Here is a 15,038-nt window from a genome sequence, read left to right as displayed (position 1 = left end):
TTAATCTGTTCAAAAATATTTTTTTACTTATTCTTTGCATCCATGTGAGCTCACTTATAAAAGATAAATTTTAAGTTTTACAAATTTTTAAAAGATGGCAAGGCTACTAATACATGACAAGTCTCTCACTACATAGCAAAGCTCTCGTTATATAGTAAGCCTCTATCTACATGGCAAGCCTCTATCTACATAGCAAAGCTCTCAATATAAAAAACCTCTCTACTATATTGTAAAGAGGCTCATATAATAATATGAAATTTTATCTATACTTCGCTTAGTTCATTATAAAGCTTGCAATACTCGTCTGCTGTCTTGTGCCAACCGTTGTCAAGGCTCATCGCGTTCTTCAAGACTCTGTTAAACTCATCTTCGTCTTGATAATAAAGCTTCAAGGCTCTGCCGAGTGCCTCGTACATTTCCCTCTGATCAATATTGTCAAAGGCGAAACCACTTGCATGCTCTTTATCGTCGTGATACGCGATGACTGTGTCCTTAAGTCCGCCAACCTTCCTTACTAATGGAAGTGAGCCGTAGCGCATGGCTATCATCTGTGCACTGCCGCAAGGTTCTACCTCTGATGGCATTAGGAGTATGTCGGAGGCTGCGTATAATCTTCTCGCTTCGTTCTCGTTGTAGTAGATCCTTGAAGCCATCTTGTCAGGGTAGCTTTCTTCTAACTCTCTAAACTTCTCTTCATAGCTCTTTATGCCTGTACCCATGATGATGAAGTTGCAGTCGAGTTTCATCATCTCCTCTATGGCACCTATGACTAAGCTTATACCTTTGGAGCGCTTCATACGGCTAATCATAACGACAAGTGGCTTGTCACCATCTTTCTTAAGGCCGTAGTAGTCTTGCACCGCTTCTTTGTTATATCTCTTAAGCTTAAAGCTCGCAGCGTCGTAGTTTTTAAAGATCGCCTTGTCTGTCAATGGATTGTATTTATCTGTGTCTATGCCATTAACAATGCCGTGAAACTTGTAGCTATACTCCTTAAAGACTTCATCTAATCCCTCGCCAAAGTGCTTATCCATCAGCTCGTCTCTAAACGACTTGCTAATGGTTGTGACTATGTCTGAGGAGACTATGCCCGCCTTAAGCATATTGATGGAGTCGATGAACTCGTAATTCTCATCTTTCAAAACTTCAAGGTCTGTGTCGACTATGCCGGCTATGATGTTTTGATTGAATACGCCTTGGTACTTAAGATTGTGCACCGTAAATACTGTCTTGATGTCTCTGTAGTAGCTGTCGCTCTTGACATACTGCTTAAGTAGCACGGGCACAAGGCCTGTGTGCCAGTCGTTCGCGTGTATGATGTCTGGCTTGATCTTGTAGGTCTTTATAAACTCCAAAACTGCCTTTGTAAAGAAGATGTAGCGCTTGGCATCATCGAACTCACCATATATCCTGTCTCTGTTGAAGTAGTCTTCGTTATCTATGAAGATGTACTTTACACCATCTTCTTCGTACTTGAAGACGCTCGCATATATAAGGCCGTCGCCCATCATAACCCCATAGCTTGACATAAACTCGAGCTTAGACTGATACTCTCTTTTGATAGGTTTGTGTAGTGGTATAAAGACGTAGACATCGTTATCATGTTTAGCTACCTCTTTGGGTAGGCAGCGCATAGTGTCTGCTAGCCCTCTCGTCTTAACGAAGGGACTTACTTCTGCTGCTAAAAAAAATATCCTCATACTTATGCCTTCTCTATATATTCATCTTGTCCAAATGGATTCTTTCTCTTGTCAAGCTTTCCACTCTCTACAAGGCGCTCAAGTATATCAAGAAGCTCTTCGGCGCTTAGTGTGCCAACTGTCTTCTCAAGCCTTGCTGCCTCGCGTGTTAAGTTAAAGTCGCTGATAGGTAGACTATCCTTAAGCCCTTCATAAACTGAGAGCATCTTGTCTTCAGTTTGACTTCTTAGCTCTAGGAACGGATTGACTTTGTCTATGGCCTTGGTATCTGCATAACGAAATCTTGTGAATATCGTTCTACCGAAGGAGGCCTGCGAGATAAAGGCATCGCCTGTTGTAAGGTAAGGCAGTCTCTTGGCATCGTCGGAGGATATGTCTGTCTCCTCTTTGATGGTACTGATGTCAGACTCTCTAACTGTTCTTAGTATAAACTTCGTATTAAGCTGCGCAGTGATTGTGTCATCAAGCAGCGTTATTCTTTGCGTTGCTAAGACTAGGAAGACACCGTACTTTCTTCCTTCCTGTGCAAGCTCTTTGAGTATGGACTTGGATGCGCTCTCGTAGCCCTTCGGTGCAAAGTTGTGTGCCTCGTCTGTTATGATTATGAATGGTGGGAAGTAGTCCTCTATGCCCATGCCAAGAAGCTTTGCATCCATGTATGCTCTTCTTTTGTAGTAGAACTTCTTAAGTATATAGCTTGAGTAAACTTCTAGTAGTCTTGTTGGTCCCTTTAATGAGATGAGCTTGCCACTTCTAAGTGCAGTCTCTATACCTTCTGAGTCGTTACTGAAGACATTGTCCTGAACAAGTCTGTTGAACCTCCAGCCAATGCCCTTTAGGCTCGCTGTGTTAAGTCTTCTGCCATACTTTTTGTAATAGCCTTTTAGTCTTTCTAATCTAATTAACTCTGCCGTATCAGGATCACCGTTGTTCTCGTCTTGTATAGCCTTATTAATGCCATCTTCCCCCATGTCTATGGCTTCGATGATCTCGTCAAGTCTCGCTCTAAAGGCATTGTGGTCCTCACCTCTAACGAAAATCTCGTCTGCTGCCGCCTCCATCGCGTCTGTCATCATGCCAGCCGCATTAAGAAGGTTCTTAAACTCCGAGACGTTGATGTCCTTGTAGTCAACACCAACTTCCTTACCAAGAAGGAAGCTTTCGTAGTATGCTTCGTAGCTTGGTGCTTCGTCGTAGGTCTTAAGCTTGAAGTCCATCTCATAGTGAGGATCTAGGACTATAGTCGGAATTCTCTTCTTCATAAGCTCTTCTATGATGACTCTAAGTGCAAATGACTTACCCGAGCCGGAGCCTCCGAAGACGCCGATGTGTGGATACTGACTAAGCTCTCCAACATCGTAGATGTATGGTAGATCATTTTGCTTAAGTCTTGTGCCGCCTTCAAAGGTGTAGACTAAGTTCTTTAGCTCCTCGTCTGCTTTCTCATAAAGGTCGTCTGTGTTCTTTATGATGCCTAGCACAAGACCAGCTTTAGGTGATGACTTGATGATGAGATCCTTAATCTCGTCAAAGCTTGGAAGCCTAAGCTTTGAACCTGCCATGATAGGATACATCGCTTCTTCCAAGAGTCTAAGCTTGGCAAGGTAGACTACTTCGTTGTCAACATTGTAGCCCAACTTCAACAGTGACTCAATCACGCTTTGGTCGATAAAGTCCTTCTCCTTCTCAAACGGCATAAAGCGGTTATAGGTATTAGCTTCAACGACTTCACCGATGTAGTTTCTCTTCTCGTCCTCTATAAGCAAAAATTCATTTATTCTAAAATTTCTCGTATTCGAGGCTATGTATACCTCGCTAGTTCCTGTAAGACCTAAAACTTTCATCTTAAATTCCTCACTTCGTTAAAATATCTATCATATATGTCCTTGTCAAGCTCTTTAACAAGAACATCTTCTTTCATTTCTTCAGTAATCTTGACCTTCTTATCAACTATGTCAAGTATAAGCGGTATGCCTCTGGAGTTTTTTGGTGTTAGCTTAAGTATAGTCTCTAAAACCATGTGCATGTAATCTCTTTGCTCTTTGCATATATCCACGCCGATGGCATTAGGCTTCATCGATGTTCTAGCAAAGGCGCTCACTATGCCGCTCTCTGCCTTCTTGTTGCATGCGTCCCTTATAATCATCGCTTCCTTGTAATCAAGTAGGGAGTATAATATCTCCTTGTCGTAGGCCTCAAATTTTATTGCTTCTGAGATAGTGGCTGTCTTGATCTCTTCGATGACACCGACTAAGATGATGCCTTCATCTACGCAGATTTTTCGTAGCTCGTTGAAGTCGTCTTCGCAGCTAATGATGTAGCGAATGAAGCCTCCGTCCATGAATATCATCTTTGGCTTTCTCTCCTTCAAGGCTTCTATGCACACTCTTACTTCTAGCCTTGCCATCTCCTTCTTGATGTAGACCTCTTGCTCAAAGGAAAACTCATCTTCCTCTCTGATCCTATCCTCAATAGGCGAGTAAACTGTAGTGAGCCTCTTTTCATAATTATCCTTTGTCGATATCACAAGTGCGTCTATGACACTGATGTAGTGCGGATACAAGGCGCCTATCCTATTCAGAGAGCCGTCAACTGCCCATAAACCGCCTTCGTCTGCAATTTTTTCTAGATCCACCTCGTCCTCTATCATGTACTTATCCGCAAGCACGCCATAGATCTCACTCTTTATACCTTCCTTGCCCTTCTCATCGAAAATTTTCGACTTTTCTCTAAGCAAAGAGTTTATATCTCTAATCTTTATGAGTAATTCTTCGTTCATATTATTCATCCTTTATCTCAAGCAGAGCCTTGTAGGCATCGTTCTTCTTAAAGCCAAGCTCCTTTAACTTATTTGTAGCATCTTTTATGCTCATCCCCTCGCCTATAAGTGCTCTTGCAGCTTCGTTTATGTCCATGGTCTCATCTTCATCACTTGCAGCGTCATTTAAAATCGTGATAACAAACTCACCACGTGGCTCATTCTCTTTGAAGTGTGATATTAACTCACTTAGGTGCATATGAAGGTGCTCCTCGTATAATTTTGTTAGCTCACGGCTTATAAAGGCCTCTCTGTCACCATAAACGTCAAGTGCCGTTTCTAAGAAAGCGATAAGTCTATGCGGCGCTTCGTAGAAGATTAGTGGCATCTTGTACGCTCTGTAGCTTTCCAAAAACTTCTTACGCTTCGCATCCTTTTGCGGTGCAAAACCTATGAAGGCAAAGTGACTAAGGTCTATGCCACTTGCCATAAGTGATGTAACAAAGGCTGTCGCTCCAGGTATGGCTGTCACGGTATATCCAGCTTCTCTTGCAGCACGAGCCGCTACAACTCCTGGGTCCGATATGCCAGGTGAGCCTGCATCTGATACTATTGCGACGCTTTTACCATCAGCTAGAAGCTCAAGTATATATGGCGTCTTGTCCTTCTCATTAAACTTGTGGTAGGCAAAGAGCGGCTTTTTAATCTCGTAGTGCTTAAGAAGCACACCTGAGTGCCTTGTGTCCTCGCAGGCAATGTAGTCTACGCTCTTTAATACGTTCAGCGCACGTAAGCTTATGTCTTCGTAGTTACCTATGGGTGTTGCGACTATATATAAAGTGCCTTTATTGATGTCCATAGTAAATCTCCTTTACTTCATCAGTGTAAGTGCCGTCTGAGTTGTAGACGACAAGTTCATTCATATATTCAAAGCCAGTCTTGTCTGACTTTTCGAGCTCTATAAGTATCATGTTCGCCTTTTTGTCCGCAAATGGTTTAACAGCTCTGAGCCTTCTAGTGTTGATGCCATACTTTTTAAAGCTCAAGACGATGTCGATAAGCCTTGATGGTCTATGCACCATGTAAACCTTACTAAATGGCTTAAGTAGGTAGCTCGCTGCCTTTGCTATATCATCAAGCTTAAGTAGGATTTCCTGCCTTTTGTAGTCATCTGTTGCTATATTATCCTTTGGATCAAGGTAGGGCGGGTTTACAGAGAGACTGTCGAAGGCGTTCTTCTTAAAGTGCTCCTCCACTTCCCTTATGTCAAGCCTTATAGCCTCTACTCTGTCATTAATTTCGTTCACGGCTATGGACTTTTTGCATAAATCTATCGCCTTCTCATCTATGTCGACTCCGACCACTTTCGACTTCTTGTAAAGGTAGGAAAGTCTAAGCGCGACTATGCCGTTACCAGTGCAAAGGTCTATGTGATCTTCCTTCGCCTTTGCAAAGTCAGAAAGAAGTATTGCGTCTATACCATAAGAAAAGTCGTCCTTGTCTTGATATATGTAATAGTTTGTACCTGCTACCTTGTCCATATATGCCTCCTTATAAATATTATATCATTTATCGTGATTAAAGACAATCATATTTGGGTATAGATATAATGGATGATAGTAGAGCTGTTAGTGCAGCGCATTATTTAAATGGATAATGTGACTCTAATCACTTGACAAACGTATCTACATTCATTATAATATAAGTACAAGGAGGGATATTATGGCATACGTAATCAGTTCAGAATGTATAGCATGCGGACAATGCTTACCAGAGTGTCCAGTTGACGCTATATCTGAAGGCGATATCTACATAATTGATGCAGATAAATGCATCGACTGCGGACAATGCAGCAGTGTTTGTCCAGTAGATGCTCCAAAACAAAACTAAGACATAGGAGTATCGATTAAAGGCTTCACATTTGTGAAGTCTTTTTTTGTGCAATTTTTATGCAATCTAGCTCTTATTTCACGCAAAAATAAAAGGCGAAACTTATGTTTCGCCTTAATGCTTATAGCTATCTTCTGTGTTCTATCTTGAACTTATATGTCTTACCCTCTTCGACCTTAAGTACTCTTAACTGTCTTTCTTTAAGTGGTACTATATATAAGCCCTTTGGGAACTTAATCATACTAGCTTCTACTTTTTTGTCGCCTACAGATATATATATCTTAGCTTTGATTGCTTTTGTGAAGTCAACAACTCCCTGACCAAGTTCTATGTATAAGCCTTTTGATGATTCAGATTTAATAACTTTTAGTTCTAACTCTTTCATCACGCACTCCCTTTCTCTATTTCCCTACAGTCATTATACACTAAGAATTCAAAAATTACAAGTAATAATGCAATATTTTAGCCTCATCTTATAGACAAGGCTAAAGTATACATTATTTTGTAAAGTCGTCAATAATGTTTTTAACTGCGATCTTTGTATCTTTGTGATACAATAAGCCATCTATATGTGGCCAATTTTCATTAGCTTCGTTCTTCTTTGCTTTTTCGTAAGCTTCTTTATTAACTATGGCAATGGTGTTCTTAGGCTCGTTAGGAACGTCTTCTATGAATAAAGACTCATCCTTTGGGTAGCCTGGTGCATTGTCAATATCTAGCGTGAAGTCCTTTAGTCCTGCCTTTTGAGCAGCTTTGTAAAGCTCCTTCATAACGCTGTCGTATCTTGGGTTTATGCCTTGCACAGCTACCTCTTTGGCAAGCTCTTCATCTCCGTCTGCCATCTTAACTAAAGAAGCATAATATCCTTCGCCATCTTCTGCATCAATCTTTTCTTTTAACTCGTATTCATCACCACTTTTCACATATACAAGCTTAAGCGGCATTAGCATACCGGCTGTGTTTTCAAAAACGTGGTCGTTGTACTTATATCCAAACTCTGCATAATTAACTAAAAGTGAAAGTTTGTCTCCTTCTTCTACCGCCTTGTAAACCTTTACATCTTGGATAACTAAGTCGCCTTCTATAAGGTCCGATACGCCCTTCGTCTTCTTAACAAGCTCAGCGTACTCATCATTCTTCTTATCTTCTTCTGTTTTAGCGTCGTCTTTACTATCTTCTTGAGCAGTATTTTCTTTTGCTTCATTATTCTTTGGTACGTCTTTCTTGCACGCTGTTAATACTAGTGCGGCCGCCATTAACATAGCAAGCATCAAAATTAATTTCTTCTTCACTTTAAGACTCCTTTGCTCTGATGTTTACACCAAGGTAATATTGGTGCAAGCTTGAAATTATATTGCCTTCACCATAGCGAGTGTAGAGACCCTTGAACTTCTTGTTATATATGAAGAGGCCGGCTATGGACTTAAGCTCTTTCACCTCTAGCTCACCCTTATCGTTAAAGATCACAACATCTCTTTTGTATAGCTCGATGTATTCTTGGAATATATACCCAGTGTCTGCATGCTTTTTCAAAATTTCTTCAAATTCTTTTGCGGAGTGGTCCTTGCCAACGTAGACGCCCCTTGATGCGTTTAGGTCAACAGGCTTTATGATGTACTTGTCCTTATTATCCAAAACTTCATTAACAGTGCTCTTTGTAAGCATGGCTGTGTATGGTATGTGTTTTTCTATGAACTCAAGCTCGTCCTTTGACAAGAACTTCTTAACTCTGTCTTCGAAGAGCTTTATGAATATCCTTTTGTCGTGCATAACTTGGCTCTTGAAGGAACCTATCATAACGAACTCATCGTTAAGGTATGCATCAACAAACTCTTGTATCTCGTCCCAGTGCTCAACTGCTTCGAAGGTAACAAGCCTTCTGTAGACAGCGTCTATCCTAAAATCTCCTGAGTATATGTGACCGTCCTTACGCTTAATGTCTCTTACATCGCAGATGATGGTCTTGATACCTCTCTTCTCAAAGGCTCTCTTGAAGCGTTCGAACTCTTCTGTTGATGCGCTTGACATGATGTCGACTATGGCAAGGTTGAAATTTTCTTCGCCATTAGTTTCCTTGTATAGCGTTATGAACTCATCAACCCACGAGTCAAACAGTTCGTAGTATGAGAACTTGTAGCCGTAGCGCTTCTCCATCTCCTTCATAGCTTCAAGCTCAAGCATCATAGGTGCAAGCTCATTGTCCTCGTTCATGGCAGAGGATCCGTCAGTGTTTAGCTCGCAGAACTTGAACTCATCACGCGACTTGTAGAAGATGTCGTAGCGGCAGATTGGTACAAATGTTGAAAGCAATGGCTTGTGTATCAAAAGCTTCTTCATCTTGTCATCGAAGTCAAAGCTGTTTCTAAAAGCAGATATTGCAACGTAAGCCTTAGTCACCTTGTCTGATATCCTCATCATCATCTCAGAGATGTACTTGAAGTTCTCCTCGTCCTCATCCGATACGAAGAAAGGTTGGTATATAGCAGGAACCGGCTTACCCTTGTACTTCGCAGTCAACTTTTCAACCTTCTCCAAGAGCTTTTTATAATCCTTATAATATTTCTCAGGGTCCTCCTTCACTATCTCGATGTATCTTTCGCCTATCTTATCATAATCCATATCCTTCATAATTACCTCCTAAAATCAAACTATTACTTCAAATCGTCTCCTATATTTGTAAAATTCGGTACTATCCTTAATCTATAGTCGTAGTCATCTGAGACTTCACTTTCAAAACGTTTACACATCTCGTCCGCAAGCGTCTGTTTGTCCTTACCCTGCATATCGTTCAAAACGAGGTCTAGTAGCAAGATGTCCTTGCTAGACTTACTGTTTACAACTCTAAAATCGTGTAAAGCAACAACATTTTTGTCATCTTTCACCGCATTCTCAAGCTTCTTGTAAAGCTCAGAACACTCGTCCTCAGCCATGTAAGGGTCAACGTGTATGATGATGGTGATCTTGTACTTGTCCTCAAGTATCCTCTCCCAAGTGTCTATAACGCTGTGTGCCTCTTCAATGGTAAGGTGTGCTGGCATCTCAACATCGAAGGAGATGTAGACATTATCAGGACCGTAGTTGTGTGCGTGAAAGTCGTGCACGTTCTTGATTAATGGCTCAGACTCTAAGTCTTTGTGTATAAGCTCCACAAGCTCCCTGTCTGGCTCCTCGCCTAAAATTGGGCCTATGGTCTCCTTTATCATCTCTATACCATTCTTAATAATCATAAGTGAAACTAGTATACCGAAGTAGCCGTCGACTTGTACAGTTGTGAAAAGTGAGCTAATCATCGGCACAATGACAACCATAGTCGTGAAGACGTCGCCAAGTGAGTCTATGCTAGTTGCCTTCATCGCCTTCGAGTCTATCATCTCGCCTGCACCCTTGTTCAAGAAAGTGATGAAAACTTTGACAAGTATCGAAAGCAGCATAATTATAAAGCTTGCAAGGTCGAACTTAACGATGTCTGGGTGCAGTATTCTTAAAAACGACGACTTTATGAATTGCAGACCTATGATGATGACGATGATGGATATGACAAGGCCTGATATGTACTCGAGCCTACCGTGTCCGTATGGATGCTCCCTATCCGCCGGCTTCTCCGATAACTTAAAGCCCAAAAGTGTAATCACCGACGAGATGGTGTCAAAGATGTTGTTTACCGCATCCGCCATGATGGCGATGGAGTGAACAAAGATACCGATTGTAAGCTTCGCTGCACTTAAAAGTATGTTAAAGATGATACCCGTGATTGAAACGAAGTAACCAGTCTTCTTTCTAAATAACGCATCACGCGTGTTTCTGTTAGGTCTGTTTATAAAGTAAATTAATTTTTCTATCATCTGTCTAACCTTCTATGAAAATATTTTCTAAATTAAATAGTTTTTTGATACTATCGTACTGAGCCTTGGCTAATGGATTAGCCTTGTCTTTGAAGGCTCTGATCATAAGATAGGTGTATGATCCATGTCGATGAACTCTATGATTTCTGATTTGTAGCCATGCATCTCTAGGTAAAGACTTCTAAGTGAGTCAGTGACGATTGCTGCGACCCTCTCCTTAAGTATGCCGTGCTTAAGAATGCCCTCAAGCTCGTTAGATTTAATCTTAGGGAATAGCTCTTTTTGACAGCACGGAACCGATAGTATAAGTGACGCATTTAGATCCACCGCCTTCTTTATGGCGATGTCGGTCGCTATGTCGCAAGCGTGCAGAGTAAGCATGATGTCGATATTATCAGTCTTGGAGTAGTCCTTTATATCCTTACATACAAAGTCTATGTCCTCGTAGTGAAGCGCATCCTTGATGGAGTTTAAGTCATGAACAACATCTTCCTTAAGGTCGAGACCCTCGATGTAGAAGTCGAGCTTCCTTATATTCTTTAGATAATAATAAACTGCAAAAGTTAGGTATGCCTTGCCGCAGCCAAAGTCAAGTATGCGTAGCTTCTTACTTGTATCTACCTTCTCAAGCGCCTTGTCAAAGATTTCAAGGTACTTATTGATCTGCTTAAACTTGTCGTAGTAGCTCTTGTAGACCTTGCCGTCCTCACTCATAACCTTTAGGTAGATAAGAAAGTCAATGCATTCCCCTTCCTCAAGTATGTAATTTTTCTTCTTGTTATGAGATTGCGCCTTCGCCGCTCTTTCAGTCTTAACCTTAAGAAGCTTGAACTTGCCCTTGTTGTTAAAAACTTGATAAGATTCAGAGCCAAGAGTTATGAAGAGCTGCTTGTACTCATTCATAAGAGCGCCTAGCCTTGCCTTCGCATCACGCATGGCGATGTTCTCGTGAAAAGCCTTCTTACCCTCAAAACTTTCAAGCTGCAAGTGCGCCTCACCCTTCATCATTATCGTCTTAAACCTTAGCTTAGAAGCATGTCTTTTAATAGGACCCGAGAAAGAGCCTTGCATCGCTTCCTTCTTCTTAAGAGCTTCATCTATAATAGTATCAAAATTCATAAAATCACCTTGCTTAAGTTTACCCATTAGAAAGATTATTAAAACAAAATAATACGCTAAATTGTGTGAGCAATGGCTAATTAGCTATATCTAAGAGGCGTGCATAGGTATAAAAGCCGCCGTGTATATAGCTAGGCTCCCATTATATGAGAGGCTTCTTATCATAGCAAGGCTTGCTATTATATGAGAAGCTTGCTACTATATAGCTCACTTCCAAAACTTAAATTTTGTATATCTTGGGGTACAAAAAAAGCATGTGAGATATTTCCCACATGCTCTTATTTATTAATTATCTGTACTAATTATAATATATTCATCTTATTTATAATTTTGCTGGAAAAATCGATTCATAACACGAAGTGGAGCTTTGAGGTAAGCGGAGCGTACGTAAGTGTACTCGAGCATTACCGAAAAGTGAACAAGTGTTAGGGGCGATTTTAACGCAAAATTAGGTCTGAAAGATGAACTACCTTATATGCTCCTCTAAGATAATTACCTACATACATAGCCTTATCTGCTTCTGGTGATATTAGTAGACTAGTATTGTTAATTTCTTTGCATTGTTCTTCGTTTAACATTGCTTTTGATGCGTTGTAGTTAAGTGGTGTGATGATGGCGTTATCAAGATTGATTTCTTCGCCTTTACCATTAACAAATTTAGCGCCTTCTTTTGCAACGCCAACTGGAACTATGCTAAGCTTGCTTCCAAAGTAGTCGATTTCGTATGTCTTACCTAGTTCGTATCTGTCTTTTTGATTGAAGCCAAGTATAACGTTTGTTGGCTCATCTATCTTGTCTGCCCAGTCTTTAATTTTTAGTTTGTCGCCTGTTTCTAGTTCAAGTCCTAGAAAATCGTATAGGTATCTGTTTGCGAAGAATACTGGGTCTTTGCCATCTTCTTGGCTTAGAATATAGTTAAGGACTCTTTCACCTTTATTTCTTGCTGTGTCATATGGCTTTTCATCTGTTGCTTCGTCAAGCATTCTGTCCATGTAACCTAGTTTGTCTTGTAGTGCAATGTAGTTTGCTTTGTTAGGTTCTTCTGTGTCTTTTAGTTCTACTTCTTGTTTGTATGGATCATTTGGATATAATTCATCATACTTTGCCTTTTCTTCTTCGTTTTCTGTATCCATAAATGCGTAGGCGTTATCATACTTAGCGTCTAAGCTTTCTGCTTTCTTCACTTCTAGTGTAAGTGCATCCTTTGGTGCTTCTTGTGCACTGCTTGCTTCTTTTTCTTCTTCTTTGTTTTCTTCTGTCTTTGCTTCTTCTGTCTTTTCTGTGTTTTCTTCTACAGCTTTGTTTTCGTCTGCTTTATTGCATGCGAATAATGTCATTGTTAGCATTAATGCTAGTACTAACGCTAGTATTGATTTTGAATTTTTCATATTAATCCTCCATTGTGAATATCTTTATATAAATGAATCTACCTTCTAGGCTCATCTCTTCGCCCTCTGATTCGTATAAAGAATATTTCTCTACATTTTTTCCGTTAAGTTTAGCGTCTTCAAGGGCGAATATATATGCACCCTCATCTGTGCCCTTTGTTTTGTTTTTTATTATAGATATATCTGCTTTTCTGTCTTCCTTAATGATGACGTTAAAATCTCTTGATGGCTCTTTGCTTATGGAGATGACTTTTTCGTCTCCCATAAACTCGAAGGCTTCGTCTTCTTTAATAATGACTTCTTTGTCATCTATCAAAAGTGTGATATCCCCTTCTAGCTTCATTAGGTAGCGTCTGTATCCTGTGAAGTCTGAAAACTCTGAGCGCTCAAGGTCTATGGTCGCAGATGATATCCTTAAATCAAAGTTTCTCTCTTGAAGCGAGGCATCTTTTGGCTCTATGCAAAGCTCTTCTGTTGTGCCTCCCTTCCAAGTGGAAACGATTCTTTTACTATTTAAATCTTTCATATTTTAAAATTCGCGGTAAAAAAGTGGACCATCTCAAGCCCACTTTGTATACATCTTAACTTATATTAATCTTAATAATGCGATTTCGGCGCCGTCACCAATTCTTGGTTCAAGTTTATATATTCTTGTGTAGCCGCCTTGTCTATCTGCATACTTAGGTGCGATTTCAGTAAATAATTTTTTACTTACGTCTTTGTCATAGATGTAGCTTTGTGCTTGTCTGATTGCGTGCATGTCGCCTCTCTTAGCAAGAGTGATCATCTTATCAATCATTCTCTTAGTTTCCTTTGCACGTGTAACTGTAGTTTTAATTTCTCCCTCTTTTATAAGTGATGTTACCAAGTTACGAAGCATAGCATTTCTATGATCAGTTCTACGGCCTAATTTTCTATATTGTGCCATAAGCTTCCTCCTATTCTTCTTCCTTTAAAAATAAGTTTAGTTCTGCAAGCTTATTCTTAACCTCTTCTAGTGATTTCTTTCCAAGGTTTCTTACTTTCATCATTTCTGAATCAGTCTTGCTAACAAGCTCTTGAACTGTGTTAATATTAGCTCTCTTCAAGCAGTTGTAGCTTCTAACTGAAAGATCAAGTTCTTCTACTTGCATATCAAGTGCCTTGTCTTTCTTCTTGTTAGGAACATCAATCATAACTTCAACATCGTCTATACCGTCGGATAGTTCCATTAGTAGTCCCATGTGTTCAGTTATAATCTTTGCTGCATAGCTTACAGCATCTACTGCTTTTATAGTTCCGTTAGTCCATACTTCGAGTGTTAATTTATCAAAGTCTGTTATTTGTCCTACTCTTGTATTGTCAATCGATATATTAACTTTCTTAACAGGTGAGAATGATGCGTCTATAGGTATGATGCCTATCTCAGCTTCAGTTTCGTCGCCAGTTCTGTATATATCAGTTAGTTCATAGCCTCTGCCTCTTACAAGGTCCATTTCAATACTTAATTTTCCATCTTCATTTATAGTTGCTATGTGATGATCAGGATTTATAACTTCAACTTCAGGTGATGCGATTATATCTTTTGCAGTTACTTCCTTCGGTCCTTTTTGATCGATAAGAAGCTTTTGCGGTTCATCTCCTGTGTATTTAAGCACTAAGCTCTTAATATTTAATATTATTTCACTTACGTCTTCTAATACTCCGTCAATAGTAGAAAATTCGTGTAATACGTTTTCTATCTTGATTTTGTTTACAGCTGCACCTGGTAATAAAGAAAGTAGTACTCTTCTTAATGAGTTACCAAGTGTTTCTCCATAGCCTCTTTCAAGAGGTTCTATAATCATCTTAACATAAGTTCCGTCACTTGTAGCACTTTGTACTTGTACATGTGGCTTTTCTATTTCAATCACAATTAACCCCTCCTTAGACTAAAAAAGTATATTTCAAATTATACTCTTCTTCTCTTAGGTGGTCTGCAACCGTTATGAGGTATAGGCGTAACATCTTTGATCATGTTAACTTCAAGTCCTGTTGCTTGCAGACTTCTTATAGCTGCTTCTCTACCAGCTCCTGGTCCTTTTACATAAACTTCAACAGTTTTTAAACCGTGCTCCATAGCCTTCTTAGCTGCTGTTTCAGCTGCTTCTTGTGCTGCGAATGGAGTTGATTTTCTAGAACCTCTAAAGCCTAATTGTCCAGCACTAGCCCATGATAATACGTTTCCTTGCATATCGGAAATTGTTACCATTGTGTTGTTGAAAGATGAAGAAATATGAGCTTGGCCTTTTTCTATGTTCTTTTTAACTCTTCTTTTAGTTTTAGTTTTTGTACCTTTTTTAACTGCCATTTACTCTACCTC

At 39.9% G+C, this 15,038-nt stretch carries 16 protein-coding genes; 1 reads left to right on the top strand and 15 read right to left on the bottom strand.

Features of this window, described 5'->3' with window-relative positions:
* Positions 1-263 precede the first annotated feature (263 nt).
* From KO172_RS03640 to KO172_RS03620, 5 genes are read right to left on the bottom strand one after another with little or no spacing between them, the layout of a single operon-like run.
* Positions 264-1,700: a glycogen synthase gene (locus tag KO172_RS03640; RefSeq protein ID WP_215492185.1), complete on the bottom strand. Its 1,437-nt coding sequence runs from the start codon at positions 1,698-1,700 to the stop codon at positions 264-266.
* 2 nt (positions 1,701-1,702) lie between these two features.
* Positions 1,703-3,544 (bottom strand): ATP-binding protein, encoded by a 1,842-nt coding sequence (locus tag KO172_RS03635; RefSeq protein ID WP_215492184.1) that lies wholly within the window; start codon positions 3,542-3,544, stop codon positions 1,703-1,705.
* The gene (locus KO172_RS03630) at positions 3,541-4,479 is read right to left on the bottom strand and encodes a DNA double-strand break repair nuclease NurA (RefSeq protein WP_215492183.1); all 939 of its coding nucleotides are present in this window, start codon (positions 4,477-4,479) and stop codon (positions 3,541-3,543) included. Before KO172_RS03630 ends, KO172_RS03635 begins: the two co-directional genes overlap by 4 nt.
* A 1-nt stretch (position 4,480) precedes the next feature.
* Positions 4,481-5,317, bottom strand: coding sequence for a 16S rRNA (cytidine(1402)-2'-O)-methyltransferase (gene rsmI, locus KO172_RS03625; protein ID WP_215492182.1), 837 nt, complete (start codon positions 5,315-5,317; stop codon positions 4,481-4,483).
* The gene (locus tag KO172_RS03620) at positions 5,304-5,999 is read right to left on the bottom strand and encodes a tRNA1(Val) (adenine(37)-N6)-methyltransferase (protein ID WP_215492181.1); all 696 of its coding nucleotides are present in this window, start codon (positions 5,997-5,999) and stop codon (positions 5,304-5,306) included. Before KO172_RS03620 ends, rsmI begins: the two co-directional genes overlap by 14 nt.
* A 181-nt stretch (positions 6,000-6,180) precedes the next feature.
* Here KO172_RS03620 and fdxA point away from each other — a divergent pair, with 181 nt between their 5' ends.
* Positions 6,181-6,348 carry a 4Fe-4S ferredoxin gene (fdxA, locus tag KO172_RS03615; RefSeq protein WP_215492180.1) on the top strand — a complete coding sequence of 56 codons (168 nt, stop codon included), beginning with the start codon at positions 6,181-6,183 and terminating at the stop codon, positions 6,346-6,348.
* A gap of 127 nt (positions 6,349-6,475) precedes the next feature.
* Here the strand turns inward: fdxA and KO172_RS03610 are convergent, their stop codons facing one another.
* The 10 genes from KO172_RS03610 to rpsK all read right to left on the bottom strand — a co-directional run bounded on the left by KO172_RS03610 (position 6,476) and on the right by rpsK (position 15,026).
* Positions 6,476-6,733, bottom strand: a complete 258-nt coding sequence (locus tag KO172_RS03610; RefSeq protein ID WP_215492179.1) for a hypothetical protein — start codon at positions 6,731-6,733, stop codon at positions 6,476-6,478.
* A gap of 112 nt (positions 6,734-6,845) precedes the next feature.
* Positions 6,846-7,640 carry a hypothetical protein gene (locus KO172_RS03605; protein WP_215492178.1) on the bottom strand — a complete coding sequence of 265 codons (795 nt, stop codon included), beginning with the start codon at positions 7,638-7,640 and terminating at the stop codon, positions 6,846-6,848.
* Position 7,641: 1 nt separating this feature from the next.
* Positions 7,642-8,976, bottom strand: a complete 1,335-nt coding sequence (locus tag KO172_RS03600; RefSeq protein WP_215492177.1) for an ATP-grasp domain-containing protein — start codon at positions 8,974-8,976, stop codon at positions 7,642-7,644.
* A 23-nt stretch (positions 8,977-8,999) separates the two neighbouring features.
* Complete coding sequence (locus KO172_RS03595) at positions 9,000-10,190, bottom strand: cation diffusion facilitator family transporter (RefSeq protein WP_215492176.1); 1,191 nt, start codon at positions 10,188-10,190, stop codon at positions 9,000-9,002.
* A 102-nt stretch (positions 10,191-10,292) separates the two neighbouring features.
* Positions 10,293-11,309, bottom strand: a complete 1,017-nt coding sequence (locus KO172_RS03590; protein ID WP_215492175.1) for a class I SAM-dependent methyltransferase — start codon at positions 11,307-11,309, stop codon at positions 10,293-10,295.
* A gap of 437 nt (positions 11,310-11,746) precedes the next feature.
* Positions 11,747-12,697: a hypothetical protein gene (locus KO172_RS03585; protein ID WP_215492174.1), complete on the bottom strand. Its 951-nt coding sequence runs from the start codon at positions 12,695-12,697 to the stop codon at positions 11,747-11,749.
* Position 12,698: 1 nt separating this feature from the next.
* Entirely contained in the window at positions 12,699-13,223 is a 525-nt protein-coding gene (locus KO172_RS03580) for a HutD family protein (protein ID WP_215492173.1), read from the bottom strand.
* Positions 13,224-13,283: 60 nt separating this feature from the next.
* Positions 13,284-13,625, bottom strand: a complete 342-nt coding sequence (gene rplQ / locus KO172_RS03575) for a 50S ribosomal protein L17 (protein WP_215492172.1) — start codon at positions 13,623-13,625, stop codon at positions 13,284-13,286.
* Between the two features lie 10 nt (positions 13,626-13,635).
* A complete protein-coding gene (locus KO172_RS03570; RefSeq protein WP_215492171.1) occupies positions 13,636-14,589 on the bottom strand; it encodes a DNA-directed RNA polymerase subunit alpha in 954 nt (317 codons plus the stop codon).
* A gap of 38 nt (positions 14,590-14,627) precedes the next feature.
* On the bottom strand, positions 14,628-15,026 hold the full coding sequence (gene rpsK / locus KO172_RS03565; RefSeq protein ID WP_019214311.1) for a 30S ribosomal protein S11: 399 nt from the start codon (positions 15,024-15,026) through the stop codon (positions 14,628-14,630).
* Positions 15,027-15,038 lie beyond the last annotated feature (12 nt).

The organism is Fenollaria sporofastidiosus (assembly GCF_943169635.2).
Classification (GTDB): domain Bacteria; phylum Bacillota; class Clostridia; order Tissierellales; family Peptoniphilaceae; genus Fenollaria; species Fenollaria sporofastidiosus.
Note: the sequence above shows the minus strand (reverse complement) of the source record. Positions and strands in the feature narration are given on the sequence as shown.

Excerpts from the sequence above, each read along its gene's own strand:
- KO172_RS03640 (WP_215492185.1), bottom strand. The coding sequence starts at position 1,700 with ATGAGGATATTTTTTTTAGCAGCAGAAGTAAGTCCCTTCGTTAAGACG.
- KO172_RS03635 (WP_215492184.1), bottom strand. The coding sequence starts at position 3,544 with ATGAAAGTTTTAGGTCTTACAGGAACTAGCGAGGTATACATAGCCTCG.
- KO172_RS03630 (WP_215492183.1), bottom strand. The coding sequence starts at position 4,479 with ATGAACGAAGAATTACTCATAAAGATTAGAGATATAAACTCTTTGCTT.
- rsmI (WP_215492182.1), bottom strand. The coding sequence starts at position 5,317 with ATGGACATCAATAAAGGCACTTTATATATAGTCGCAACACCCATAGGT.
- KO172_RS03620 (WP_215492181.1), bottom strand. The coding sequence starts at position 5,999 with ATGGACAAGGTAGCAGGTACAAACTATTACATATATCAAGACAAGGAC.
- fdxA (WP_215492180.1), top strand. The coding sequence starts at position 6,181 with ATGGCATACGTAATCAGTTCAGAATGTATAGCATGCGGACAATGCTTA.
- KO172_RS03610 (WP_215492179.1), bottom strand. The coding sequence starts at position 6,733 with ATGAAAGAGTTAGAACTAAAAGTTATTAAATCTGAATCATCAAAAGGC.
- KO172_RS03600 (WP_215492177.1), bottom strand. The coding sequence starts at position 8,976 with ATGAAGGATATGGATTATGATAAGATAGGCGAAAGATACATCGAGATA.
- KO172_RS03595 (WP_215492176.1), bottom strand. The coding sequence starts at position 10,190 with ATGATAGAAAAATTAATTTACTTTATAAACAGACCTAACAGAAACACG.
- KO172_RS03590 (WP_215492175.1), bottom strand. The coding sequence starts at position 11,309 with ATGAATTTTGATACTATTATAGATGAAGCTCTTAAGAAGAAGGAAGCG.
- KO172_RS03585 (WP_215492174.1), bottom strand. The coding sequence starts at position 12,697 with ATGAAAAATTCAAAATCAATACTAGCGTTAGTACTAGCATTAATGCTA.
- KO172_RS03580 (WP_215492173.1), bottom strand. The coding sequence starts at position 13,223 with ATGAAAGATTTAAATAGTAAAAGAATCGTTTCCACTTGGAAGGGAGGC.
- rplQ (WP_215492172.1), bottom strand. The coding sequence starts at position 13,625 with ATGGCACAATATAGAAAATTAGGCCGTAGAACTGATCATAGAAATGCT.
- rpsK (WP_019214311.1), bottom strand. The coding sequence starts at position 15,026 with ATGGCAGTTAAAAAAGGTACAAAAACTAAAACTAAAAGAAGAGTTAAA.